At 41.9% G+C, this 25517-nt stretch carries 24 protein-coding genes; 7 read left to right on the top strand and 17 right to left on the bottom strand.

The genetic code is table 11. The annotated features are described in order from the left end of the window. Window positions 1–259 precede the first annotated feature (259 nt). From lon to rnhA, 3 genes are all read left to right on the top strand, one after another. Window positions 260–2716: an endopeptidase La gene (gene lon / locus VJ786_RS12135; RefSeq protein ID WP_099366601.1), complete on the top strand. Its 2457-nt coding sequence runs from the start codon at window positions 260–262 to the stop codon at window positions 2714–2716. A gap of 242 nt (window positions 2717–2958) precedes the next feature. Beyond that, on the top strand, window positions 2959–3501 hold the full coding sequence (locus VJ786_RS12130; protein WP_099366602.1) for an FUSC family protein: 543 nt from the start codon (window positions 2959–2961) through the stop codon (window positions 3499–3501). Next, on the top strand, window positions 3494–4000 hold the full coding sequence (gene rnhA, locus VJ786_RS12125; protein ID WP_099366603.1) for a ribonuclease HI: 507 nt from the start codon (window positions 3494–3496) through the stop codon (window positions 3998–4000). The genes VJ786_RS12130 and rnhA overlap by 8 nt, the downstream gene beginning before the upstream one ends. Here rnhA and VJ786_RS12120 read toward each other — a convergent pair. Both VJ786_RS12120 and VJ786_RS12115 read right to left on the bottom strand, forming a co-directional pair. After that, complete coding sequence (locus VJ786_RS12120) at window positions 3997–5502, bottom strand: NAD(P)H-hydrate dehydratase (RefSeq protein WP_134776854.1); 1506 nt, start codon at window positions 5500–5502, stop codon at window positions 3997–3999. The two genes, rnhA and VJ786_RS12120, sit on opposite strands and share 4 nt — an antisense overlap. A gap of 78 nt (window positions 5503–5580) precedes the next feature. Beyond that, entirely contained in the window at window positions 5581–5847 is a 267-nt protein-coding gene (locus VJ786_RS12115) for a hypothetical protein (RefSeq protein WP_180268466.1), read from the bottom strand. A 112-nt stretch (window positions 5848–5959) separates the two neighbouring features. Here VJ786_RS12115 and VJ786_RS12110 point away from each other — a divergent pair, with 112 nt between their 5' ends. Continuing rightward, window positions 5960–6688, top strand: a complete 729-nt coding sequence (locus tag VJ786_RS12110; RefSeq protein ID WP_134776855.1) for an acyl-[acyl-carrier-protein] thioesterase — start codon at window positions 5960–5962, stop codon at window positions 6686–6688. Window positions 6689–7068: 380 nt separating this feature from the next. Here VJ786_RS12110 and VJ786_RS12105 read toward each other — a convergent pair whose 3' ends face one another. From VJ786_RS12105 to VJ786_RS12065, 9 genes are all read right to left on the bottom strand, one after another. Then, entirely contained in the window at window positions 7069–7641 is a 573-nt protein-coding gene (locus tag VJ786_RS12105; RefSeq protein ID WP_245153301.1) for a gluconate 2-dehydrogenase subunit 3 family protein, read from the bottom strand. An 11-nt stretch (window positions 7642–7652) separates the two neighbouring features. Then, entirely contained in the window at window positions 7653–9077 is a 1425-nt protein-coding gene (locus VJ786_RS12100; protein WP_336557791.1) for a Gfo/Idh/MocA family protein, read from the bottom strand. 18 nt (window positions 9078–9095) lie between these two features. Beyond that, on the bottom strand, window positions 9096–10781 hold the full coding sequence (locus VJ786_RS12095) for a GMC oxidoreductase (protein ID WP_134776857.1): 1686 nt from the start codon (window positions 10779–10781) through the stop codon (window positions 9096–9098). A 12-nt stretch (window positions 10782–10793) separates the two neighbouring features. Further along, window positions 10794–12047 (bottom strand): nucleoside permease, encoded by a 1254-nt coding sequence (locus tag VJ786_RS12090; protein ID WP_099366610.1) that lies wholly within the window; start codon window positions 12045–12047, stop codon window positions 10794–10796. Between the two features lie 100 nt (window positions 12048–12147). After that, a complete protein-coding gene (locus tag VJ786_RS12085) occupies window positions 12148–13074 on the bottom strand; it encodes a hydroxypyruvate isomerase family protein (RefSeq protein ID WP_134776858.1) in 927 nt (308 codons plus the stop codon). Between the two features lie 29 nt (window positions 13075–13103). Then, window positions 13104–14111 (bottom strand): FAD:protein FMN transferase, encoded by a 1008-nt coding sequence (locus VJ786_RS12080; protein ID WP_134776859.1) that lies wholly within the window; start codon window positions 14109–14111, stop codon window positions 13104–13106. Between the two features lie 2 nt (window positions 14112–14113). Then, window positions 14114–15427: a Gfo/Idh/MocA family protein gene (locus VJ786_RS12075; protein ID WP_134776860.1), complete on the bottom strand. Its 1314-nt coding sequence runs from the start codon at window positions 15425–15427 to the stop codon at window positions 14114–14116. Window positions 15428–15466: 39 nt separating this feature from the next. Then, window positions 15467–16432, bottom strand: a complete 966-nt coding sequence (locus tag VJ786_RS12070; protein WP_134776861.1) for a formylglycine-generating enzyme family protein — start codon at window positions 16430–16432, stop codon at window positions 15467–15469. Window positions 16433–16534: 102 nt separating this feature from the next. Further along, the gene (locus VJ786_RS12065; protein ID WP_167554249.1) at window positions 16535–17449 is read right to left on the bottom strand and encodes an AEC family transporter; all 915 of its coding nucleotides are present in this window, start codon (window positions 17447–17449) and stop codon (window positions 16535–16537) included. Window positions 17450–17506: 57 nt separating this feature from the next. Here VJ786_RS12065 and VJ786_RS12060 point away from each other — a divergent pair, with 57 nt between their 5' ends. After that, a complete protein-coding gene (locus VJ786_RS12060; protein ID WP_245153302.1) occupies window positions 17507–18643 on the top strand; it encodes an acyloxyacyl hydrolase in 1137 nt (378 codons plus the stop codon). A 306-nt stretch (window positions 18644–18949) separates the two neighbouring features. On the opposite strand, the gene VJ786_RS12055 is transcribed toward VJ786_RS12060, so the two are convergent. The 5 genes from VJ786_RS12055 to VJ786_RS12035 form a co-directional block, all read right to left on the bottom strand. Next, window positions 18950–19552 (bottom strand): hypothetical protein, encoded by a 603-nt coding sequence (locus tag VJ786_RS12055; protein WP_099366616.1) that lies wholly within the window; start codon window positions 19550–19552, stop codon window positions 18950–18952. A 30-nt stretch (window positions 19553–19582) separates the two neighbouring features. Next, complete coding sequence (locus tag VJ786_RS12050) at window positions 19583–20329, bottom strand: hypothetical protein (protein ID WP_134776863.1); 747 nt, start codon at window positions 20327–20329, stop codon at window positions 19583–19585. A gap of 84 nt (window positions 20330–20413) precedes the next feature. Continuing rightward, window positions 20414–21247: an orotidine-5'-phosphate decarboxylase gene (gene pyrF / locus VJ786_RS12045; RefSeq protein WP_134776864.1), complete on the bottom strand. Its 834-nt coding sequence runs from the start codon at window positions 21245–21247 to the stop codon at window positions 20414–20416. Window positions 21248–21249: 2 nt separating this feature from the next. Then, window positions 21250–21849, bottom strand: a complete 600-nt coding sequence (locus VJ786_RS12040) for a TlpA family protein disulfide reductase (protein WP_099366619.1) — start codon at window positions 21847–21849, stop codon at window positions 21250–21252. A 2-nt stretch (window positions 21850–21851) separates the two neighbouring features. Further along, a complete protein-coding gene (locus VJ786_RS12035) occupies window positions 21852–22595 on the bottom strand; it encodes an RluA family pseudouridine synthase (protein ID WP_099366620.1) in 744 nt (247 codons plus the stop codon). 76 nt (window positions 22596–22671) lie between these two features. On the opposite strand from VJ786_RS12035, the gene panB reads away from it, so the two are divergent. Both panB and VJ786_RS12025 read left to right on the top strand, forming a co-directional pair. Beyond that, window positions 22672–23487 carry a 3-methyl-2-oxobutanoate hydroxymethyltransferase gene (gene panB, locus VJ786_RS12030; RefSeq protein WP_134776865.1) on the top strand — a complete coding sequence of 272 codons (816 nt, stop codon included), beginning with the start codon at window positions 22672–22674 and terminating at the stop codon, window positions 23485–23487. Between the two features lie 3 nt (window positions 23488–23490). Further along, on the top strand, window positions 23491–24093 hold the full coding sequence (locus VJ786_RS12025; protein WP_134776866.1) for a PH domain-containing protein: 603 nt from the start codon (window positions 23491–23493) through the stop codon (window positions 24091–24093). 16 nt (window positions 24094–24109) lie between these two features. Here the strand turns inward: VJ786_RS12025 and VJ786_RS12020 are convergent, their stop codons facing one another. Beyond that, window positions 24110–25402: a Gfo/Idh/MocA family protein gene (locus tag VJ786_RS12020; protein ID WP_134776867.1), complete on the bottom strand. Its 1293-nt coding sequence runs from the start codon at window positions 25400–25402 to the stop codon at window positions 24110–24112. Window positions 25403–25517: the final 115 nt, after the last annotated feature.

Below are 25517 nucleotides of genomic sequence, written 5' to 3'. Positions count from 1 at the left end.
GTTAAATAGTTTAAGTAGTCAATCAATAATTATAAACATTTCCACATTTCGTCCTGCTTATCCTAAAAACTGGAATTAATCCAGCAAATGACAAAAAAAGAGGCCTAAACTGACGTTTTAACAGCAATACCATTTTAATAGCATAAATAGTACCAAAATAAAACCTTGGCATTGCACTTGCAATACTTGGGTACATAAAATTAGAAATGAATAATAGGTCGGCTTACTGACAACTTGTCGGCTGTATGATATAACGCTTATGAGCAAAAATGATCCATTCAACTTCACCCAATCCATGCCCATCATCAACGAGGAAACCGAATTCTTCCCTTTGTTGACCCAGCAAGATGAAGATGAATTGAGGAATGCTGAAATACCAGAATCCTTACCCATATTACCTTTAAGAAATACAGTGCTTTTTCCAGGTGTGGTTATTCCCATTACCGTTGGAAGGGACAAATCCATCAAATTGATCAAGGATGCCTATAAGGGTGATCGGACAATCGCGGTGGTTTCGCAAAAAGATATGAATGTGGAAGATCCTACTTTCGATCAGTTGAACAAAGTAGGAACTGTAGCCCATATCATCAAGATCCTTCAGATGCCTGATGGAAACACTACGGTCATCATCCAAGGTAAACAACGTGTGAAACTTAAGGAATTGATCCAATCAGAACCTTATCTGATCGCGACCGTAGAGAAATTTCCTGAAGAAAAACCAAAGACAAAATCGAAAGAGTTCAAAGCTTTGATCTCTTCGGTTAAAGAATTGGCACTTCAGATCATCCAGCTTTCTCCAAACCTTCCAAGTGAAGCGGGGATAGCAATCAAAAATATTGAGAGTCCTACTTTCCTGGTCAATTTCATCTCTTCGAACCTTTCTTTGGAGCTAGAGCAGAAACAGGATCTTTTGGAAACCCGCGACTTTGTAAAACGCACGCAGCAATTGCTGGAGCACCTGACCACCGAAATCCAGATGTTGGAGCTGAAAAACCAGATCCAGAATAAGGTACGGGTGGATTTGGATAAACAGCAACGTGATTATTTCCTAAGCCAGCAATTGAAAACCATTCAGGAAGAATTGGGTGGAAGTACGCCTGACCTGGAATTGGAGGAGCTTAAGAAAAGAGCTAAATCTAAGAAATGGCCAGAGGAAGTTGCTAAACATTTCCAGAAAGAATTGGAAAAACTAGCAAGGATAAATCCTGCTGCTGCAGATTATTCAGTACAGCTGAATTACCTGGAGTTAATGCTAGATCTTCCTTGGGGAGAATACAGCAAAGACAATTTCGACCTGCATCGTGGAGAAAGGATCTTGGATAAGGATCACTATGGATTAGAAAAGGTAAAACAACGTATCATTGAATATTTGGCGGTATTAAAGCTAAAGAATGATATGAAAGCTCCGATCTTATGCTTAGTAGGCCCTCCGGGAGTTGGTAAGACTTCCCTTGGTAAATCCATAGCTAAAGCATTGGGCAGAAAATATACCCGAATGGCATTGGGTGGTATTCGGGATGAAGCGGAGATCCGTGGACACCGTAAAACCTATATTGGTGCTATGCCAGGTAGGATCATTCAATCCTTGAAGAAAGCAGGAACATCTAATCCAGTATTTGTATTGGACGAGATCGATAAGATAGGTTCTGATTTTAAAGGAGATCCTTCTTCAGCTCTTCTTGAGGTATTGGATCCGGAACAGAACACCCATTTTTACGATCATTATGTAGAAATGGAATATGATCTATCCAAGGTGATGTTCATAGCAACGGCAAATTCACTGAGTGGTATTCAGCCGGCTCTGTTGGATCGTATGGAAATCATCGAAGTGAATGGGTATACCATTGAGGAAAAGATCGAGATTGCGAAAAAACACCTGTTGCCGAAGCAAAGGGAAATGCATGGGATTCAGGCCAAGGATATTTCGTTGAAACCAAAGATGATCGAAAAAATCATCGAAGAATATACGCGTGAATCCGGTGTTCGTGGTTTAGAAAAGAAAATCGGATCGGTGGTGCGCGGAATTGCGACCCGAATCGTGATGGAAAAGCCGTATGATCGTAATTTGAATGCAGAACTGATCGAAGAGATTTTAGGCGCGCCTATATTCGATAAAGATCTTTATGAGAACAACGATACAGCAGGTGTGGTTACAGGCTTAGCTTGGACCTCTGTTGGAGGAGATATCTTATTTATCGAATCCAGCCTAAGTCCAGGGAAAGGCAAACTTTCTTTAACAGGGAATTTAGGGGAGGTAATGAAGGAATCTGCCTTGATCGCCATGGCTTATTTACGTTCGCATGCTGATGAATTCGGCATTGACTATAAAGTTTTTGACCAATGGGATGTGAATGTGCATGTACCTGCAGGTGCAACACCTAAGGATGGTCCTTCAGCAGGTATCACCATGCTGACGGCGCTGGCTTCCTTATTTACACAACGCAAGGTGAAACAAAAGTTAGCTATGACGGGAGAAATTACCTTGAGAGGGAAAGTTTTACCTGTTGGGGGTATCAAAGAGAAAATCCTTGCCGCTAAGCGAGCCAACATCAAGGAAATTATTCTTTGTAAAGCCAATCAGAAGGATATCCAAGAGATCAAGGAAGATTATGTTAAAGACCTTACCTTCCATTATGTAACGGAGATGAGGGAAGTGATACAACTTGCTTTATTGAGTAGTAAGGTAAAAAATCCGAAAGATTTAATTCGAGAATAATTACAATAAAAATTTTAAAAAAAGTGAGCTGGTTCAAACCATTGCTCACTTTTTTTATTTAACTTAGATTTAAACAAAGTAAAACACTAACCTGAAACAGACTAACAGAACCTGAAATTGCCCACCCACTATTTATAGTAATAAATAATCATTCCACTTAAAACTGGGTGCTTCTCCCATAGAAAACCCAGTTTTTACATTTAATATTCCCTTAATAATTTATAAGCCGTATTTTTGCGCTGATGACAGTATCGGACAAACAGGTTCAATTCATTAAACGAGCGGTCAGCTCTGCCCTTTTGATTTATATCATTCGATGCTTAATTGGCTTTGCAATTGGGTATTTACTATACCTAAAGTTTAAACAATTCGAAGTTTTCTGGGCCTTGTTATCGATAATCCTAGTGATATCTCCCGAAGAAAAGGATTCCAAGAGATTATCCATCGAACGTTTTAAATCTAATTTTGTGGGCTCCATTGTAGCGATGGGTTGTGTTTGGCTCATGCCCAAATCAGTTTATACCATCATGGTGGGGATAGTGATCACGATTATCTTCTGTCGAATATTTAAGATCATGAACATGGCGAGGGTAGCCATCGTCGCATTGTTGATCATCATGATCGAACCGCATCATACCCAATTGACCTTCACCCCTATCTATCGTGCATTAGCGACAGGATTGGGCTGTTTCATAGGCTTGGCCATTGTGATCATCACTTCAGGAATCATCCATTATTTAAAAGAAAAATACCATATCCAACAAAATCCGAACAGCAATGATTGAACTATATACTGATGGCGCTTCAAGTGGTAACCCCGGACCGGGTGGTTATGGAACCATTTTAAGAGCAGTTTATCAAGGTGCAAACCCAGAATTTCAAGGAAAACTTTTGGAAAAGGAATTTTATGGAGGATTTCGTAGAACAACCAACAACCGAATGGAACTTCTGGCGGTCATCGTTGGCTTGGAAGCATTAAAAAACCTGAACCAAACAGTCACTATTTTTTCAGATTCCAAATATGTGATCGATGCCATTGATAAGCGTTGGGTATACGGCTGGATGCAGAAAGGATTCCAGGGCAAGAAAAATAAGGATCTCTGGTTAAGGCTGATGAATCTATACAAGCATCACCAGATCAAATTGGTATGGGTAAAGGGGCATGCCGGACATCCGCTGAATGAACGGTGTGATCAATTGGCGGTTAAAGCATCCAAGGACAAGGCAAATTGGAAAATTGACTCTGTTTTTGAAATGGAAGAACAGAAAGGTTTGGACATCTAATCCTGTCGGACAATGTTCCAGACCTTTGGCAAGTAGTTTATCAGATCGCCAGCGATCATGCCTTCTTCACTTAATTCCGTACTTGCAAGATCTCCGGCCAGACCATGTGCATAAACACCTATCAATGCCGCTTCTAAAGCGGTGTAGCCCTGTGCTTTTAAACCCGCTAAAATTCCCGTGAGCACATCTCCAGTTCCACCCGTGGCCATTCCAGGATTTCCACTGCTATTAAAATACACAGTCCCCTCACTATTGATGACGGCCGTATTTGCTCCTTTGATAAGCAATACAACCTTATGTGCAATAGCAAAATCTACCGCCTTCATTAACTTATCTTCATCAGAATCCCATTCGCCGATCAAGCGTTTCAATTCTTTAGGATGAGGTGATAAAATACTATTTTCAGGCAAATGACCCAACCAATGGGGATTTAGAGCCAATAGGTTCAATGCATCAGCATCCAATACCAAAGCCTGATCTTTATCCAGAGATTGCAGGAACAAACCTAACCCCCTTTCTGTTTCTTCTGAGGTCCCCATTCCGATACCGACGGCAATGGCTTGGTAGGACTGTGGGAGCTGAAAATCACGAAGGTTTTCTTCTCCGGAGTCCATTATGACCATGGTTTCTGGATGGCTTATCTGCAGGATCTGATGGCCGCATGTAGGGGTGAGATTACTGACCAAACCGCATCCGGTTCTCAGCGCTGCACGGCTAGCAAGTATCACTGCTCCCATTTTTCCAAGACTTCCTCCAATAATACAGCCATGTCCATAAATCCCTTTATGAGAGAATTTGGATCTATTTTTCAGCAATTTCCTGATGTCTTCCTTTTCTAGGTAGTAGTAGTTGCTGCTTAAATCTTCTAAGGTTGCTTGGTCTGATTGGATGGGAATCAAGGTAAAATCCAGGACGTAACGTCCATTTTGCGGCATGAAAAAAGAAAGTTTGGGAAGTTCAAAGCTATAGACCCGATCCGCTTCTACAACAATAGGATTTTCTTCCAATGGAAAATCAACCGGCAACCCCGAGGGCATATCGATAGAAAGGACAGTTCCTTCAAATGCATTGATCTGTTCGATGAGATATTTCCAGGAATGATCCAGGCCTTTGTTTAGACCAAAACCAAACAGGCAATCGATAAGATAGGTAGATGTGTTTAGGACTAGGTGTTCATTTAGAGTAACCTTTTGGAATTCATCCAAAAGCTTTTGGTTCTCTTGATTATCCGCTGAATAGTCCACTGATTCCAATAGAAATACCTGTACCTTAATTCCTACTCCTCGCATCATCCTTGCCATCGCCAATCCATCGCCCCCATTATTGCCCTTTCCACAGAGGATACTAACTTCCGCTTGAAGAATATCCGGATAATCATGGAATATTGCTTGAAAAGCAGCAAAGGCCGCCCGTTCCATCAATTCCCATGAACTGATTTCTTGATTATGGATAGTGGCCAGATCAAGTTGTTTTAAAGCAGATGTAGAAAGAATTTTTTTCATGATTAAGGTTCTGGCTCAATGGATCAAAAATACGAGCTTTTATGGGGAAAGAAAAAAGAGAGGTTGAACCTCTCTTTTTTAGTAGTCAATTTCAATAAGCGATCTCAAAGGAATCAGAATTCCATTTTTGATCTGGATATATCGATCGGTTAACGACCAGACAGTAGTCTCAATGCGTTTTGGTCCATCCTCCGTATTAAAAACAATAGAAGTCTTCGACTTAAACTCATTACCTAATCGCAAGGCATTCTGCAATTTACTCATGAATGGTGCGCTGTTGTCGATTTCGGCGGGGATAAATCTAAATTTATCGACGTCTTCTTTTTGTATCAATGTTCCAATCATTATTATTTATGTTTATTAAGGTTAACGTTAATTTAGCCATTTAAATATATTTAGACAAGATTTTAAAGCAGAATATTAAATTAGTTACATTCGCATTATAATAAAAATAATTATGGGAATTTTCGAAAAGGAGAATTGGATGAACTTTACCCAATGCTATTCCAATGGGCAGGTAAAGTTTAGTGAATTGAATAACCTTTTACAATTAGCAGCGAGTGAACACGCGGAGGAAATTGGCTTTGGATACCGGGAGATGCTGAAGATCAAGCAGTCTTGGGTATTGAGCAGGATGTTGATCGAAGTGGATGCCTTGCCGAGATATATGGAGAAAATTACCATCCGTACCTGGATACAGGAATTTACTGGAACCAGGTCTTTAAGGAATTTTGAGGTGATCCAGCATGATAAGGTATTGGTTAGAGCATCCAGTTTATGGGTAGTATTTAATATGGCTACCAGAAGAGCTGATCATATCGCTATTAAGACGGATTATGATCATGTATTAGGGGATAGGTATAGTACTAGGGAGCAGGTTGCGAAAATAGATGGAAATATTGATTTTGAGAAGATTGCAGAGCATCAGATTAAATTATCGGATCTGGATATTGTGAATCATGCGAATAATGTGAAATATATGGAATGGTGTTTTGATGCGATGAATCCGAAGGAGGTTTTGGATGGATCGATCAAATCGTTGGAAATGAATTTTTTGAAGGAGTTGAAGTTTGGGGAGGTTGTGGATATTAATAAAAGTGAGGAGAAAGATGGTTATACGACCTTTAATATTGAAAAGGAAGGTAGGATTCATTTTTTAATGAAGGTGGGTAGAAGGAAAATTTAAACGTCATTGCGAGGCCAAACGTCATTGCGAGGCCAAACATCATTGCGAGGAACGAAGCAATCTATAAATCCGTCATTGCGAGGCCAAACGTCATTGCGAGGAACGAAGTAATCTTCCCACATGTCATGCTGAGCGGAGTCGAAGCATCTGTTCGTGAGTAACCGTACAGATCCTTCGACTACGCTCAGGATGACAAAAAGACTCCGCTCAGTATGACAATAAGACTCCGCTCAGGTTTACAAAAAGACAACGCTCAGGATGAGAAAGTTCAAAGATTGCTTCGTCGTACCTCCTCGCAATGACGGAAAAACCTCCTCGCAATGACGTATGGCCTAGCAATGACGGTGTTTAAGCCTTATCGCTTTACCAAAAACCTTTCCTTATAAAGCCCAGGCTTTATCCCCTTTTTTATAAGGATAAGCCCCATCATATTTTCCAGGGATCTTCACAAAGCGTAAAGCCTGCTTCATGCCTACCTCCGAAGTAAAGAAACCAGTTAAGGTCAATTGCTTCATCATCGTAAAGAAATGATTAGCTTCCTCTTCCTTCTTATTCTTTTGGTATTCTTTCGCCTCTTTATCCCACTTATCAACAAATTTCAGCTTTTCATCCGCAGTCAATTCATTGAAACCTTTTTTGAACTCATCCTGCGCACGTTTATCCACTCCGTTAAAGCCATCTAAAAATGCCTTTTGATCCTTCTCATCGTAACAATCACGGATCATTACCGGAATGAAATCACCTACGCCAGCTTCCTTAGCTCCAGGTGTGGATGTCTTGGGTAGAATAGCCTCCGCCAACTCACCTAAAAATGCAGGTGAATCACCTTCGAACAATGCCGCAACATCTTTAGATGCAGGTCTAGAACAGCCCTCCAAAAACAATTTGGAGCCAATCACCGTTCCGCCGACAATAAAAGCTACGCGTCTTAATGCTTCTCTTCTATTCATCATCTCTTTAAAAATTATAACGTATATTTAACTTCCCAACCTTGAGGGTACTCACGTTTCACAAACTGATTAACAATATCAAAGTTCGTCACTTTCATATTATCGTTATCCCATAACAACTTCAAGTTACGTCCAGGATATCCACCATCAATTCTTAGATCAGCACCACGAATAGCAAGGTTAGCCATCAATAAAGCTTCAGTCAATGGACCTGAAATCTCGAATGGAGCAGAAACTTCTTTCTTACCATATCCAGCGATACAAGCATCCACCCATTGTGCATAGTGTCCACCAGATTGTCCCGGTACACGTGCATATTTCTGTGCTACTTGTTCTGTTCTGGATGTTGGTAACAAACGAGCCTTATCACCATAGGTATCCGCAAGGATCTTTCCTTTCGTACCGACCATCAAGATACCATTTCCACCATCACCAAAGATTTCGTTTGCACCCAATTCTTCCGGACGAGCAGGCTGAATACCACCGTCCATCCAGTGTAAAGTAACCGGTCCAGCTGTTTTGGCAGTTTTCGGGAAAGTCATGGTCGCATGGCTCGAAGGTGGCGCACTTTCAGGGAAGTATCCGCGTTTGAACTCATCCACATATACCGAACCTACAGATGCCTGTACATCCTGCACATACGTTAGGCCCAATACCGAGAATGGAACTTCCAATAAGTGACATCCCATGTCGCCCAATGCACCTGTTCCGTAATCCCACCAGCCACGCCAGTTGAATGGAACCAATTTATCCACAAAATCCTTTTTAGGAGCAGTTCCTAACCAAAGATCCCAAGCCAATTCCTTCGGAATCTCCGCCTTTTGGGATGGCCAAGCAATACCTTGAGGCCATACCGGACGGTCAGTCCAACAGTAAACTGTATGCACATCACCGATCAAACCAGCTTCGTACCATTCTTTGACCAATCGAGGGCCATCATTTGATGCGCCTTGGTTACCCATTTGGGTTACAACTTTATATTTTTTAGCTGCATGTGTCAATACACGTGCTTCCCATACATCATGTGCCAATGGCTTTTGAACATATACGTGCTTACCCAATTGCATAGCAGGTAAAGCATGTAAAGCATGGTTATGGTCTGGACCAGAAACAGAAACCGCATCAATGTGTTTGTGTTCCTTATCCAACATCGTACGGAAGTCCTTATAATATTTCGCTTTCGGGAAACGTTTTACAGAATTTGCAGCACGACGGTCATCCACATCACATAGATAAGCGATGTCAGCCTTTCCACTTTTATAGAATTCGTTGATATCACTCTCCCCTTTTCCACCTACACCAATACCTGCAACCACCAATTTATCACTTGGTGCTGTAAATCCAGTACCCCCCAAAACATGTCTTGGGACAATGCTGATTCCAGCAGCAGCAATCGCTGTGTTCTTTAGGAACGTTCTTCTAGAATTTGAATTACTCATATTTTACGGTTTAGTTGTTTATAGATTTCCTTTTTTAAGCTCACTGACAGCAAAATCAACAGCTCTTGCCGTCAATGCCATATAGGTCAATGAAGGGTTCACACAGCCTGCCGAAGTCATGGAAGCACCATCCGTAACGAATACGTTTTTAGCATCCCAAACCTGGTTGTTACCATTCAGTACGGATGTTTTTGGATCACGACCCATACGTGCAGTTCCCATTTCATGGATACCCATACCGAAGTTGTAACCACTATCGTAGGTATACACATCCTTCACACCAATGGATTCCAACATTTCCTTCATTTCTTCGGTCATGTCTTTACGCATCTTGTGCTCATTGTCCTTGATCTCCATGTCCATCGATAAGACAGGTAAGCCCCATTTATCCTTCACGGTTTTATCCAAGAAGATCCGGTTTTCATGGTAGGGAAGGATCTCACCAAAGGCGGTAAAACCAACCCCCCAGTTTCCTGGCTCACACATCGCATCTTTCCAAGCACCACCAACAGCCATCTCCGCAATCTCACCCGACCAGCGGCCACGGCTTCCCGATCCTTGGTATCCAAATCCACGCACATAATCACGCTTTTTGGTATCTCCAGGAACATTCACAAAACGCGGAACATATAATCCTGTAGGTCTTCTTCCGAAGGTATATTTATCTTCAAAGCCTTCTACCTTTCCTCCTGCTCCCAAACGGAAGTGGTGGTCCATCGCATTGTGGCCCAATTCGCCCGAGCTACTTCCCAATCCACCTTCCCAAACATCGGTTGCCGAGTTCATCAATACCCAAGTGGAATTGAAAGCCGATGCACAAACGAAAATAACCTTGGCATAGAACTCATAGGTTTTATTTGTTTCCGCATCCACAATCTCTACCCCTTTTGCTTTTTGGGTATCCTTATCGTAAATGATCTTGGTCACGATGGAAAAAGGACGTAAGGTCAAATTACCAGTTTTCATGGCTGGTGGCAAAGTCGAAGACTGCGTACTGAAGTATCCTCCGAAATTACATCCCAACCAACATTGGTTTTGGTACTGACAATTGATACGCCCGGTATGTGGTTTCGTAATATTTGCGGTACGACCCATGATAAAGTGGCGATTACCACCATATTGCTTTTTAAGGCGTTCTGCAAGATCCTTTTCCACCACATTGAATTCCATAGCGGGTTGGAAATCGCCATCCGGCAATACATCCAAACCATCACGGTTTCCAGAAATACCAGCCCACTTTTCAGCATAACTGTACCAAGGTGCAATATCAGCATAACGGATTGGCCAATCTACGCCATGTCCATCCTTTAAATTCGCTTCAAAATCCAGATCCCCAAAACGGTAAGACTGGCGGCCCCACATTAAAGAACGACCACCTACATGGTATCCGCGGAACCAATCGAATCTTTTTACTTCGGTGTATGGACTTTCCTTCTCATTCACCCAAAAATCAAGATTCTTTTCATTCAATGGATAATCACGCTTAAGGACAGGATAATCTTCTTCCATCTGCTTGGTCCTTCCGCCACGGTGTGGGTATTCCCAAGTGTCCTTATTTGCATGATAATCCTTTACATGTTCAACGTTTCTTCCACGTTCTAACATGATTGTTTTCAGACCCTTTTCAGTTAATTCTTTGGCAGCCCAACCGCCACTGATTCCAGATCCAATAACAATAGCATCATATACATTATTCTCTACCATTATTGTTTAGTTTTATATAGTTTCAGATTGATTTTTCACGGTTTCTTTCTTGAAGAAGATCAAGAAGATAACGAATACCACAAATGCGATTACCGCAGGAACGATCCATAATTGGTTCCAGAATTGTGGAAGATCAGTGGCTTTCAGATCTACATACATATCACTTACATAACCCGCAACCCAGAATCCGATCAATTGACCAACCCCATAGGTTGCCAAAGTGATCAATCCTTGCGCCGCACTCTTATATTCTTTTCCTGCTTTCGAATCGGTATAGATCTGTCCGGATACAAAGAAGAAATCATAACAGATACCGTGCAGGGCAATACCTAACAACAGCATAAAGGTAAGCTCGCCTGCATCACCAAATGCGAACAACAGATAACGCAATACCCAACAAAGCATACCCAATAAGATGGTATTCTTAAATCCAAAACGGGTAAAGAACACCGGCAATAACAAAAGACATAAAGCCTCGGAGATCTGTCCGATGGTCATCTTTCCTGTCGCATTCTCCAAGCCGATTTCCGTAAGGAATGGGTTGGCATATTGATAATAGAATGCTAATGGAATACAGATTAGAATAGAACAAACAAAGAATATAAAGAAGTTTCTATCTTTCAATAGTTTGATGGCATCAAAGCCAAGCATTTTACTGATGCTCTCCTTGCCTTGACCAGCCTCCACTTTTGCAGGTGGCGTCTTAGGCAGGATAAAACTGAACAGACCTAAGATTAAGGAGGCAACAGCAGCCATCAGAAATGTATTTTTTAATAAACCTTCTTGAATTCCAGCCTCTGAATCCCATTTAAATAAGTAGGAAATGGATAATCCGGCCACGATCCAACCGATGGTTCCAAACATCCGGATAACGGAAAATTCCTTTTCAGGATTCTTCATCTGTCGGAAGGAAATGGAATTGACCAAGGATAGGGTCGGCATATAGAGGATCATATAGCCCAATACATACGGGAAAAAGTTGGCAATGGAGTCGCTATTATATAATTGCCACATTAAAAAAGCGCCTATCAGGTGTAGAATACCCAAAATGCGCTCAGCATTAAAATAACGATCGGCAATCATACCGATGATGAATGGTGCAATGATCGCTCCCCAAGATTGGGTAGAGAACACATTGGATATTTCCAATCCAGATGCTTTAAGGGTATTTCCCAAGAAAGTACCCAACGTTACAAACCATGATCCCCAGATGAAAAACTCCAAGAACATCATGAAGGACAATTTAAACTTTATAGATGAAGTCATTATTTAAGGTTTATTAAAAAGTAACTAATTAAAGATAGCGATATAAAATCAATATCAAAATTTAATAACGAATTTGTTTCAATACTAAAACCCTTTAGCATTAGAAGGAGTCTACCTCTCTGTAGGCTTTCACAAGGGCAGTTTCGCCTTCTTTCCCGCCTTTGGACATGCCATGTTCCATGCCCACAATCCCTTTGTAACCTTTTTCATACAACCATTTGAACACATTTTTATAGTTGATCTCTCCGGTAGTTGGTTCTTTTCGGCCTGGGTTGTCCCCTACCTGTATGTACGCGATCTCACTCCAACAAAGGTTCATCAGATTGATCAAATTCCCTTCGTTCTTCTGTTGATGATAAGCATCGTAAAGGATTTTACAGGATGGGCTGTCTACCGCTTTACAGATTTCATAAGTTTGATCGGTAAAACGTAGGAAAAGGTCTGGGGTATCGCTAAGAGGTTCTAGGACCATCGTAATACCATGTGGTTCAAATATCTCAGCTCCACGCTTCAATCCTTCGATCACATTGGCCGTTTGTACACCCAAAGGTAGGTTCCTAGCGTAATCACCTGGTACCACGGTCACCCACTTGGCATTACAGCGTTTGGCAATCTCCACCGAATCACGACATCCCTTCAAGAAAACATCAATATGTTCCTGTTTTCCCGCGGCTAATGTATTCGCACCATTTCCGCCCTTAGGGACTACAAAAACACCCATACGCATGCCTAATTTCGCCAACAGATCACCGGCTTTTTTCTGGTCCTCCACCGAACGACCCGGCATCCCATTATCCTCGATGCTACGGAAACCCAATTCGTGCATATACTTAATTTCATCTAAGAAATTTTTTCCTGCAGTAGCGCTGAACATGCCCTGATGTGGAGCATAATCCAATTTAAAAGGCTGATTGGCTGACGTCATGGTTTGAGTTGATGTAGTTGATTCGTTCGCTGCTAATTTACTTGACAATAATGATCCGCCCACTAATAGTGATCCATTTTTCAAAAAGTCTGATCGTTTCATGTAAGGTTTAGTTTATAATTTTTTTCTTATTAATCGGTTATAAGATAGCTCTTAAATCCAGAAGAAAAGGCTTCTTTTACTTGCCCGGCCTCTTCGTAGATTAAATAAATATCCATTTTATTTTTTTTATTCGCAAATGCAATAGCATCGGAAGGTTTCATGGCCATGAATACATTGTCATAGGCATCGGCATCCATCGCATTTTCAGCAATCACCGTCACGGAAATAATATTCGATTGCAGTGGATAACCTGTTTTAGGATCCATATGGTGGGAAAAACGATACTTGTCTACCGTTCGGTATTTTTCATAGCTCCCAGAAGTGGTAATGGCTTTATCCTGGAGATTGATCACATAATCAGGAACAGCGCTGGCCTGTTCTGGTCGAGCAACCAATACCCGGTAGGATGAATCGTCTGGCTTCTTTCCGAAAGTCCTAATCTCCCCGCCTACCTCGATGATAAAACTGCTGATCTTTTTGCCCTTCAAGAAATCGTAAAGTACATCAACGGTATATCCTTGGGCAATTCCATTCAGGTCGATTTCAACACTTGGTAGCTTTTTAATCAATGTATTCCCTCTCCTTTTCAGCTTGTCCATCCCAACCACCTGAAGCGTTTGTTGAACCAAAGTGCTATCCGGAAGACCATCCTGTTTCTCCGTTCCAAAACCCCACAAAGCAACCAAAGGCTTAACCGTTATATCAAACCGCCCCTTGGATTCCTTATTGATTTTGAATGATTTTTTAATGACCTGAAGCAAGTGCTTGTCCATGTCGATCTTGCTGCTGGAAGCAAGATTAAAGCTGGATATCTTGGAATCCTGCTGATAAAGGGACATGGAAGCATCGATCACCCGGAAAATACTGTCGATCGATTCCACCTTCACCCGTGCTGCATCGGCATAATAGCTGATCGTATAGGTTGTCCCCTGCGCCTTGCCAAAAAGTTCAAAACGCTCTAAATCAGAAATTGGTTGTTGGCCATAAGCCGAACAACCAATTACCATCAATAGGATCGAACCTAAAATCCTCAACACTATTAAATATATTTTTCCACGTTGATACCAGGTACCGCTACTGGATAAAGACCATCCGCATTCGGAACAATCTTCGGCTGCGCATCAAATGAATATTGTGCCGGCATGATATCGATATTGGATTGCATTGCCTCATCCCATTTGATTACCTTTCCGGTATAACAAGCAATACGACCAATAATACCTGTTAAAGTACTGTATGCGCCATACTCTGCATTATCAAATTTATATTCTCCGTTGGCAATAGCAGCAAATAACTCTTTATGCTCTTGTTGGTAGGCATTCGGATTGCCTTTAGGATCATGACGATAGATTTCCTTTCCTTGCGCATCCCAAAGGACAGCTTGGTTTCCTGCAGAAAGGTAAACCCGCCCTTTTGTTGCCTGGAAGGTCTCATCCACTCGGTTGGAAATTCCCTCGAAGTGTCTACACTGACTGTAAACCACGGCGCCATCATCATAGGTCATTTCAATCGCGAAATTATCATAGATCTCTCCATAATCCTTTCCATCACGATGGGCCCTGCTTCCTGTTCCCTGGATGGAAACCGGATATTTTCCTTTGATCCAGTTGGCAATATCGATATTGTGAACATGCTGTTCTACAATATGATCGCCACACAACCAGTTGAAATAATACCAGTTACGCATCTGGTATTCCATCTCTGTTTGTCCAGGTTTGCGTGGTCTTACCCATACACCACCTGAATTCCAATATACCTGCCCCGACACCACATCGCCAATAGCGCCATCCTGAATGCGTTTGATTGCTTCCCGATAGTTTGTTTGGTAACGGCGTTGAAGTCCAACAACAACGTTCAATTTCTTCGCTTTCGCTTCTTTGGCAGCTTCCAACACCTTACGGATACCTGGAATATCAGTAGCAACAGGTTTTTCCATGAAAACATGTTTTCCTGCTTTTACAGCTGCAGCAAAATGGTCCGGACGGAATCCCGGAGGAGTCGTCAAGATTACCACATCGGCATCTTTGATGGCGGCTTTATAGCCGTCAAAGCCTACATATTTGCGGCTATCCGGAACATTGATCTTGTCCCCAAATTTCTCTACTAAGGTTTTATGAGTAGCATCCAAGTTGTCTTTGAAGGCATCTGCCATCGCTACCAACTGGATATTTTGGCCTGAATTGAAAGCATCAAATGTTGCGCCTGTCCCGCGACCTCCACAACCAATTAATGCCACTTTGATCACATCGCTTCCCGCAGCGAACACTTGTCCCACAGAACTTGCAGTTAAAACTGTTGCGCCTGCCAGTGCTGAAGAAGATTTTATAAAATCTCTACGTTTTAAACTTTCCATTTAAGGTTTAAATTGAGTTAATGAAATATATTAGGTTGATTAAAAATCCTTGATTGGAGCCTTATCGTAATAAGCCATAATCTCCTCATGGCTAGGCTGCTTAACAGGTCTTACTAAACGCATCCCTACAAATGGCGCCTCTGGGAACCACCAATTCGATTTTGGGATCTGAGGATCCAACTGCTTCCAGAAAGGATCTGAAAAGTGACGGGCAGCAGACCGTAGATCAACCGCTTCACTTTCATAAGAACCGCCACGAACGGAATGTGCGTATAAAGTAGTTGGCACATTCACCGGATTATCCGCAACTTTCCCTTCAAATTGCTTGTAATAATCTTCTTGATATTGATCATAGGTCCATTCGCCTACATTGCCATAGATATCGAATAATCCCCATGGATTTGCCTTCTTCTGTCCTACTTTCGCTGTTTTGCCGCCACTGTTGTCTTTGTATACGGCAAATTCACCTAACTTGCTGGCATCATCGCCAAAGAAATAGGCCGTTTTACTTCCTGCTCTCGCAGCATACTCCCATTCCGCTTCTGTTGGAAGGCGATAGAACACCCCTGTCCTAACGTAAAGCCATTTACAGAATTGAATAGCATTATAATGGGTCATCGCCAAGGCTGGTTGTCCATCCTTGCCATAGCCAAAAGTCATATCCAAATACGGTTTGGTCGGTCTGGTCACTGCATCTACGTTGGCAGGCACCTTTCCACCATCCGATTTGGTAACTTCGTAATCTTTATATAAAAATGGTTCGAAAATATTCCAGGTAACTTCATAGGTACCCATCCAGAATGGGTCAATTTTTACTTTGTGAACAGGCTTTTCGTCAGCTTTAGCTGATGTTGCACTCCCCATTTCAAATTCACCGCCAGGGATGGCTTCCATCGTGAACTCCAGACTAGTTCCATTAATTTTTTGTGTGAAACGCTCATGTTTAGTTTGAGCCTGAGAAATCTGCATTCCTGCCAATAAGGCAAAGAATAGTACTTTTTTCATAAACTGTAATGAATAATCCTTAAAATAAAAAATGACTAAGTCTAGCTTGATTAAATTGCAATAAAGATAAGTAATATCATATAATTATTGATAACAATTCGGTTACAGTAAGAAAGAATTCAAAATTTGATACCAAAAATAGGTGCTTAGCAAACTAATTGGGATACTCAAGCCGATCACACTGTTGCCTAATTTAGCATTCAATTTGAATTGGTTGATCACGATACTGGTGGCTACCAAACTCGGCATCGCCATTTCAAAAATAGAGATGCTGATGATCTCCCCTTTTGCCGACAAGGCCATGGCCAGCCCAAAGACAATAGCTGGTGCAAGGAGCAATTTATAGATTAGGGCATAACAGATCTGGAGAACCTCACTTTTTTGTATGGCAAAGTTCAATTGAAGCCCAATGGAAAATAGGGCCACGGGAGATACTGTAGATGCTAAAACAGAAAAGAAGTCATCCAAGGGACTGATATCGATCAATTTGGGAATGGTCAAAGCCAACAAACAGCCGATCAGCGGTGGGAAGGTTAAGACACGTTTTAAAATAAATGCTGCCCCCACTTTCTTCTTAGGCTTGAGCGCGCCTTTTGTGGCCAGTATGATCCCAATGGTCGACAAGAGAAAAAAGGTCATCTGGTCACTGACGATGCCGATGGGTAAACCCTCTACCCCAAAATAGGCTGTGATCAATGGAAAGCCAACAAAGGAGGTATTACTAAGCCCTCCCACCAACATCAGGGTATGGCTAGACCGCTTTGACAATTGAAGTTGCCTGCTCAGCAAATAGAAAAATCCAACACTGCCTAATAACACAATTAATGGACATAACATGGTAAACAACAAGTTATTATCCCATTTCAGATGAGGTAAAAATCGAAATGACAAGGCTGGTAGACCAAAATAGAGCACCCAGGCATTCAACGCCTTAAATCCATCCTTGGCCACCCAATTCATCCGCCTACTGAGCACGCCAGCAGCCAAACAAAATATGATGAGTATAAAATTGGACACAGCCAAAGTTATTACTATTTTTGGGCTCTTTATCATTAACTGTTATTGTTTTACTACGTGAGGCTATTTTTCTTATTCCTATCATCATTCCTAATCCCCTCTTTTCTTTTTGCTCAAGTAGAGGAAATCAAAGAAAAAATTGTAAAAAGCCCGTTGGTATTGGAATTTGAGATGGAGAACGGTGGGATATTGCAGCAAAAAGGATTAAAAAACACCACCTATGAGGGGGCATATTATAACGGTTTGAACCTTAAAGTAGGTTTTAAATCAAGGGCAAAAAGAGATCAATATTATCAGGTATATAATTATCCGATCTACGGTATCGGAATTTATTCCAGCACGTTCAACTCTCCTATTATCGGAAGTCCCTATGCGATTTATGGTTTTGTACAAACACCTATCTATCCGAAGGAAAACAGCAAATGGAGCTATGACTATCGTTTGGGGTTGGGGCTTTCTGGAAATTTTAAACCTTATAACGCACAGGAAAACCCTCTGAATCTAGTTATTGGATCGAAGAACAATGTGTTTATTGATTTGGGGATACGGGCGCAATACCGCTTGACAGACCATTTAAAAGTGGGAGCTGGATTGGCATTTCATCACTTTTCAAATGGGGCACTTGCACTGCCCAATAAAGGCGTGAATTTGATACCGGCTACGGTATCGGTTAATTATCAATTTAATCCGGATGTGAAGATCCATAGGGATTCTGTCCTGGAGCCTTTCAGCAAGAAAATCTATTATCATTTGAATTATGGGGTTGGTTTTAAGCAACTGCGGGATGATTTGGATCATCGTTTTTTCAAAACGACCTTGAGTGGGTATGCGAGTAGGTTTGTTTCCTATAAGTGGCGATTGGGTGCGGGGGTGGATCTCTTTTATTCTTCGTCTGGAAATGATGAAGAGATTGCTGGGGATAAGTCGGGGGAATTAGCATCCAAGTTGTCGGGAGGGCCTTCGTTTTATGTGGCGCATGTATTGAATGAACGATTGGTGTTGAATGGGAATGTGGGGTATTATATTCACAACCAACGGTTTAATGGGGAAATTAAGAAGTTTTTCTTGAGGGCTGGCGCGAGGTATTATGTGTATAAGAATTTAAATGCGGGGGTTTCTATTAAGGCGCATATGGGAAAAGCAGACTTTATAGAATGGACGCTGGGGTATACGTTTAATAGGGATTATAAGTAGGATTGAGTGAGGGGTCCGCGTCATTGCAAGGAGGTCGGTCCGTCATTGCGAGGAGGTCGGTCCGTCATTGCGAGGAGGTACGACGAAGCAATCTTTCTTTCCACTTGTCATGCTGAGCGAAGTCGAAGCATCTACATTTGGTACCCGAACAGATCCTTCGACTGCGCTCAGGATGACATGAAGGAAGATTGCTTCGTTCCTCGCAATGACGAGTTAAGATTGCTTCGTTTCTCCCAATGACGTGGGCCTCGCAATGATTAAAGATTGCTTCGTTCCTCGCAATGACGGGGGCCTCGCAATGACGTTCTACTTCCCAAATAAATCAAATAATTTCTTTCCGAAATTCTTATCCACCGTAATATAAGAAGGATAATAAATATTCTGCCCGGCAATATTAATCGAAGGCTTAATCTTCAGCGCAATAAACCCTTCCGACTTCTTATTAAACAATTCATCAAAGAAATTCTCAAAACCATTCTCTTTCGCCTTATTAAAAATATTAGCCTTAAAGGTCATCGGTACAATAGCACTCTCCCCCTGCCCTAAATTCACATTCTGATCCACCTTTCCCTCAAACAAAGGCGATCCTTGCACCTCAATAATATACTTAAAAGAATTAAAAGCCGCTTTCTTTACCTCCGGATTGGTAATCTTCAAATTCACCTTTCCTTCCAAAGGCAGTTCCTTACTGAACAATGCCACTGCCAATCCTGCCAAAGAAGAGATATTATAATTCCCATCTGCCCCCTTATACGACGAAAGGTTCTTTCCATTGAACTTCACCTGCTCCACCGAAGCTACATCATATTCACAATCAGCCAAGGCTTTTATCTGCGCCTTCTTGTTCACCTGACAGCCCGAAAGCAACAATACCGAACATAAAACAATTAAACCTGCTATTTTTTTCATATCCAAACTAGTTAATATAATTCCTAAATACTATTTCCTGCCAAAATTATAGATCAGCCCCAAGGTAAAAACCGCATTTCCCGGTTTTAAAAACTCATTGCTCATCAAGCCAATATTCCAGCCATTGGTATATTGCAATTGCAGTCCCTTGCTCAATTCCATCCGTGTAAAGAACACCGGTTCCACGAACACATTCTCCTCCAGAGCATGATCAACACCATTCAGCTTAAAACTATCCATTTTAATTCTGCTCAAACGAATGGCCGTCCCATAATTCAGACTCCGCTTCTTACCAAAAAGATTAATCTTGTTTTTCCGAGTCGATGAAAAATTCGCCTGAACAAAGATCTTGTTGAAATCCAGGTCCCTGGATTCCACCGGATCAGCCCCTGTAGTACTGGCTCTTTTATCCACATCCAACGTAGATCCCAGACCATAACCGCCATAAAATTCCAACACACTACGTTTGGACTTTCCGACCAAGGTATAATAGCCCAGCCCCCCTTCATAGAGGTATTGATTAAAATCATGATTACTGGATTTATAATCGCTGTAGGAACCATTGGCGATGATCGCTAGGTTATCTATGATGGCAACACCCGCATTTCCGCTAAGATTGCCCTTGAGGTTAACATGAGCTGCTAAATAACCCTCACCCTTATTATTGAACATCGGCGTTGCTGGAACGTTCGGTAGATAAACTGAACTACAACTGCTCAGAAACCCTACCCCGCATAACAACGCCAATGCCTTTATTGGAGATCTTTTAATATTCATAGTTGAAAATAGTCTCCCTACTCTACAAATTATTATGCCAAATCTTACAATTTTAACAAAAAGTAAGATTTTATTGGCGAAAGCTTAAATAATACCGTGCAATTCAAGCTGTTGCTGCATCTCCTTTTGAAGGATGATAGCCTCCTGACGCGCTCTTTCCGCAAAATCCTTCCCTTGAGAAGCATAGATGATCCCGCGCGTACTGTTCACCAATAAACCACAATCCTTGTTCATACCATATTGGCAAACATCAGCCAATGAACCGCCCTGCGCACCCACTCCAGGAACCAATAAGAAATGATCTGGAGCATGTTCCCTTATCTTAAGAAAAGCTTCCCCACGGGTAGCTCCCACCACATACATGATGTTTTCTGATGTACCCCAGGTATTCACCTTATCGATCACCTCCTCAAACAACTGCTTTCCATCCGCATTGTTGAAATTCTGAAAATCAAGACTTCCTTGATTAGAGGTAAGCGCCAGTACGATCGCCCATTTCCCTTTAAAATCCAAAAATGGCGTAACAGAATCTTCGCCCATATAAGGTGCAATCGTAATGGAATCGAAATCCAAACCCGAAACCTCCGGATTAAAAAATGCCTGCGCATACATCTTTGAGGTATTACCGATATCCCCACGCTTCGCATCAGCAATGCTGAAACAATCCTTTGGGAGTACCTCGCTGGTCTTCCTTAAAGCTTCCCAACCTTTCACCCCATAACTTTCATAAAAAGCGATGTTGGGTTTGTAGGCCACACATAGATCAGCCGTTGCCTCGATGATCGCTTTATTAAAGGCGAAGATCGGATCTTCTTCTTCCAATAGATGTGAAGGGATCTTGCTGAGATCAGTATCCAATCCTACACATAAAAAACTCTTCTTACGTTTTATCTGTTCAATTAGCTCTTGCTTGGTCATTTTTATTCGTTGATAAGCGAAATAATATAATCTTCAAATTCTTTGGTCGAGTAATCGGCCATACCCTTATGCTCAAAAACCCGGGTTCCATTTTTATTCAGCACGACCGTACTTGGGATCGCACCGCTCATCCAGGTATCAGGGATCTGGCTTTCCGGAAAATAGATCGGAAGGTTCAGGTTCTCTTTCTCTAAAAACTTTATGGCACCTTCTTGATCATGTTCGATCTCCACCAAAAGGAAAGCGATCTTATCGTTATCCTTGTACTTATCATACAATTTTTGGATGGAAGGCATTTCTGCTCGACAGGGACCACACCAGGTAGCCCAAAGGTTGATGAACACTACTTTTCCGCGCAGGTCATGCGTACTCAGGCGATTCCCTTGTTGATCCGAAATACTCATCGTCTCCGTCAGGACCATCGGACTTGCAGAGCCCTCGGTATTCACCTGGCCCTTTTCAATATTAGGTTTGAACAAGCCGATCTTCATCAGACCCTGTTGCATATAGGTACGACTTGTAGGCCATATCATTAAGCCTATTAAAATGGCAAAAACCACATAATAGGTAATATCTTTCTTAGAAACCTTCTTTTTTTCCATAATTAAGCATCAAATTTCTCCAATTGCTTCAGTAAGGTAGCAAAATCTTTAGGGTATTCCGCCTCAAAACTGTATTCTTTACCGTCAAGTACGAATTTCACTGACTTGGAATGAAGGGCAAACCTCTTCATGATCGGTTGTTCCTGCTGGTCTTTGGATAGGGTATATCCCCTTTTCTTGATCTGCGAAAGATATACCGGCTTCCCCCTATACATGCTATCCCCTACAATGGCAGCATGTTGTGTCGCCAAATGGATCCGGATCTGGTGCATGCGACCAGTGATCGGCTTGCATTCAACCAAGGTATAATGCTTGAAAAACTTCAAGCTATTAAAGATTGTTTCTGAAGGTTTTCCATTATACCGATCAATGGTAACATTCTTGTTTCCCTGATTGAGGATCGGAAGATCCACCAATAGGTTTTCAAAAACATGGGTACCATCGATAATGGCATGGTAAATTTTATCCACTCTTCTTTTTTCAAATTCAATGGACATCAATCGGTACGTTTCTGGATTCTTGGCGATCAATAAGATACCGGAAGTATCTTTATCCAAGCGATGGCAAACCTGCGCATCGGGATGGTATTTCTTCGCCAAACGTAAAATATTCACCTCTCCCCCTTCGCGAGCATCCAAGGATGGAATAAAAGGAGGTTTGTTGATGACGATCAGATTATCATCTTCGTGAATGATCAGGTCCTGAAATTTTGGATATTTAAAGTGATTTTGTTCTTGTGGAATCATCCCGCAAAAATAAGAATTAAACGGTAATTTTCTATTCCTATAAAAAAAGCTAATTTTGCAGGAAACGATAGAGCATATGTCAGTTAATAAAGTAATCAAGAGAGTTACCACATCCGCCTTGCGCGATATGAAACACCGGGGAGAGAAAATCAGTATGTTGACCTCCTACGATTATTCTACGGCCAAGATCTTGGATCAGGCCGGTGTGGAAGTATTATTGGTTGGCGATTCGGCAGCCAATGTTTTTGCAGGATTTGAAACGACCCTACCCATTACTTTGGATAATATGATCTATCATGCTGCTGCCGTTGCTAGAGGGGCTTCCCGCGCAATGGTCATCGCAGATATGCCTTTCGGCGAATACCAGGGTGCTACGGATGATGCCTATAAAGCAGCGGTCCGTATGATGAAGGAATCTGGAGTCCATGCCCTGAAGATGGAAGGTGGCGAGGAAATCATCGATAACATCAAAAAGATCGTTCAATCGGGGATTCCGGTATGTGGACACTTGGGCTTAACACCGCAATCCATCTATAAATTCGGAGATTTTGGTGTTCGGGCAAAAGAAGAAGCAGAAGCTGCACGACTGAAATCGGATGCCCTTGCGCTTCAGGAAGCCGGTTGTTTTGCCATCGTCTTGGAAAAAATCCCTGCCGAATTAGCTACAGAGGTTTCCAAAATGCTCGATATCCCAACAATTGGTATTGGTGCGGGTAACGGTTGTGACGGACAGGTATTGGTCGTAAACGACATGTTGGGCATTACCCAGGAATTCAAACCTAAGTTCTTAAGACAATATGTGAACCTGGCAGAGCAGATCGGGAATGCGGCGAAAGCTTATGTGGCTGATGTGAAGGCTGGCGATTACCCGAACGAGTCTGAACAGTATTAATCCATGCAAAAGTTCTTATTGATCATCGCCCTGTTGGGAATCCTTTTATATTTTATCTCCAATAAAATCATAAAGGCTGGGAAATCCATGGCCATAAAAAGACAGGCCAAACAAGGTTATGTATTGGTAGACAGCAATGAGCAATTGATCAATAAAGTCATAAAAAGCTGTTTATATAGTGTGGGTATTGGTGTAATCCTTTTGGCCATTACGTTATTTTTGGCGATGAAGGTCAAAATCCTATTGTTGATGCTTCCGATCAGCTTATACCTGATCGGGCAGATCCTGATCCTGAACAACCACCTCAAGTATGCCAAAGAACAGGAGATCTGGTTCAACCCGCAAAATAGTGATGTATTAGTGGAATGGACAAGCGGCAATCAGATCCGCTTCAACCTTCTAAGGGATATTCAAGGCATACGATCTGTGAAAGCTATCCAAAAAAATAATAAGGTGTTGTTTGGTTATTATGAACTCATCGTCCAGAACAACCCCTTGTATATTCCCTTTCTATTGGAGGAAAACCCACTTAATAAACGATTCTTTCAATCCATAAAGGATAACTACACCATCGCGCAAAAGTCTTCCCTCTTCCCCATGATCTAATGGCTTCGGCTATCTTTTAGATCTTTGGGAGCTTATAGCCATTATGGTATGGAGCTGCAAGCAGTCTATTCGCTTCCGCTTCTTTAAATTGCTGTCGCTCTTTGTTCCAATAGATTTTCTTACCGGTCCGGTAGGCAATATTTCCCATTTGGGATAATTTGGCAATATGGCTCCCGATTTCCAAGGGTGCATTTAATAAGCTTGGATTCTTGGCCTTCACCGCTTCAATGAAATTATAGGTATGCAGATCCAATCCATTATCCACTTTCTTCTGCAAAGGTACAGGCTCCATTTTCTTTCCTTCCGGAATCACCTCCCAGCCATTCCGATCGACCACTAACGTACCATTATTACCGATAAAGGCAATACCATGTTCCCTGTTATATGGTCCTCCGGAAATACTTGCAGCATGTTCCCACAGGAGGTTAAATCCGTCGAACTCATAAACAGTAGTCAAGGTATCAGGAGTTTCTCCTGCATCATCGGGATAGGCAAATTTACCTCCCGCCGCCATGATGGATTTTGGATCGGAGACTTTCATTCCAATCAGGGCATAATCCAATAGATGCACCCCCCAGTCGGTCATCAGGCCGCCGGCATAATCCCAATACCACCTAAAATTATAATGGAACCTATTGGCATTAAAGGGTCTTGATTTTGCAGGACCGATCCAGCGTTGGTAATCAACCCCTTGAGGCACCTCGCTGTCTGCCATCGCAGGAACACGCTGCTTCCAGCCAAGATAAGCCCAAGCCTTCACCAACCTGATCTTTCCCAATTTACCGGAATGCACAAAGTCTATGGCGTCCCGGAAATGCTGCTGCGATCGCTGCCACTGGCCTACCTGCACAATCCGCTGGTATTTATCCCTGGCAGCCAGCATGGTATTGCATTCCACAATGGAATTCCCAATAGGCTTTTCGACATATACATCTTTACCCGCCTTCACCGCGTCAATCATCTGTAAGCAATGCCAATGATCTGGTGTACCTATCATCACCGCATCCACCTCCTTATCCTTCAACAGGTCCTCGTGTTTTTTATAGACTTTGGGGTTCTGACCAAGCTTTTTCAACTGGGCCAATCGGTCACTGATGACCTGATCATCGATATCACAAATGGCTGTACAAACGACATCCGGATGTTTCAACAAGGAATTCAGATTAGACCAACCCATCCCTTTGATGCCGATTGCAGCAACTCTTATTTTCCCTGCGTAACCCAAATTCTTGGCATAAAGGGAAGATAACTGTAAAGCAGGTATCAACAAAACGGACTTTTGGATAAAATCTCTTCTGGAAAGCGTCATAATGTTTAGGTTTTTTCTGAAATACTAAAATAATGAGCCTAATCCAATAATAATATAACTTTAACTGGAAATTGTGTAACAATTTCAAACCCCTTTCTAGCGACCTTTGTTACTA

The organism is Sphingobacterium tenebrionis (assembly GCF_037126265.1).
In the GTDB taxonomy this organism is placed as follows: Bacteria; Bacteroidota; Bacteroidia; order Sphingobacteriales; family Sphingobacteriaceae; genus Sphingobacterium; species Sphingobacterium tenebrionis.
Note: the sequence above shows the minus strand (reverse complement) of the source record. Positions and strands in the feature narration are given on the sequence as shown.

Coding starts and splice junctions, on each gene's coding strand:
- lon (WP_099366601.1), top strand. CDS start 260: ATGAGCAAAAATGATCCATTCAACTTCACCCAATCCATGCCCATCATC.
- VJ786_RS12130 (WP_099366602.1), top strand. CDS start 2,959: ATGACAGTATCGGACAAACAGGTTCAATTCATTAAACGAGCGGTCAGC.
- rnhA (WP_099366603.1), top strand. CDS start 3,494: ATGATTGAACTATATACTGATGGCGCTTCAAGTGGTAACCCCGGACCG.
- VJ786_RS12120 (WP_134776854.1), bottom strand. CDS start 5,502: ATGAAAAAAATTCTTTCTACATCTGCTTTAAAACAACTTGATCTGGCC.
- VJ786_RS12115 (WP_180268466.1), bottom strand. CDS start 5,847: ATGATTGGAACATTGATACAAAAAGAAGACGTCGATAAATTTAGATTT.
- VJ786_RS12110 (WP_134776855.1), top strand. CDS start 5,960: ATGGGAATTTTCGAAAAGGAGAATTGGATGAACTTTACCCAATGCTAT.
- VJ786_RS12105 (WP_245153301.1), bottom strand. CDS start 7,641: ATGATGAATAGAAGAGAAGCATTAAGACGCGTAGCTTTTATTGTCGGC.
- VJ786_RS12100 (WP_336557791.1), bottom strand. CDS start 9,077: ATGAGTAATTCAAATTCTAGAAGAACGTTCCTAAAGAACACAGCGATT.
- VJ786_RS12095 (WP_134776857.1), bottom strand. CDS start 10,781: ATGGTAGAGAATAATGTATATGATGCTATTGTTATTGGATCTGGAATC.
- VJ786_RS12090 (WP_099366610.1), bottom strand. CDS start 12,047: ATGACTTCATCTATAAAGTTTAAATTGTCCTTCATGATGTTCTTGGAG.
- VJ786_RS12085 (WP_134776858.1), bottom strand. CDS start 13,074: ATGAAACGATCAGACTTTTTGAAAAATGGATCACTATTAGTGGGCGGA.
- VJ786_RS12075 (WP_134776860.1), bottom strand. CDS start 15,427: ATGGAAAGTTTAAAACGTAGAGATTTTATAAAATCTTCTTCAGCACTG.
- VJ786_RS12070 (WP_134776861.1), bottom strand. CDS start 16,432: ATGAAAAAAGTACTATTCTTTGCCTTATTGGCAGGAATGCAGATTTCT.
- VJ786_RS12055 (WP_099366616.1), bottom strand. CDS start 19,552: ATGAAAAAAATAGCAGGTTTAATTGTTTTATGTTCGGTATTGTTGCTT.
- VJ786_RS12050 (WP_134776863.1), bottom strand. CDS start 20,329: ATGAATATTAAAAGATCTCCAATAAAGGCATTGGCGTTGTTATGCGGG.
- pyrF (WP_134776864.1), bottom strand. CDS start 21,247: ATGACCAAGCAAGAGCTAATTGAACAGATAAAACGTAAGAAGAGTTTT.
- VJ786_RS12040 (WP_099366619.1), bottom strand. CDS start 21,849: ATGGAAAAAAAGAAGGTTTCTAAGAAAGATATTACCTATTATGTGGTT.
- VJ786_RS12035 (WP_099366620.1), bottom strand. CDS start 22,595: ATGATTCCACAAGAACAAAATCACTTTAAATATCCAAAATTTCAGGAC.
- panB (WP_134776865.1), top strand. CDS start 22,672: ATGTCAGTTAATAAAGTAATCAAGAGAGTTACCACATCCGCCTTGCGC.
- VJ786_RS12025 (WP_134776866.1), top strand. CDS start 23,491: ATGCAAAAGTTCTTATTGATCATCGCCCTGTTGGGAATCCTTTTATAT.
- VJ786_RS12020 (WP_134776867.1), bottom strand. CDS start 25,402: ATGACGCTTTCCAGAAGAGATTTTATCCAAAAGTCCGTTTTGTTGATA.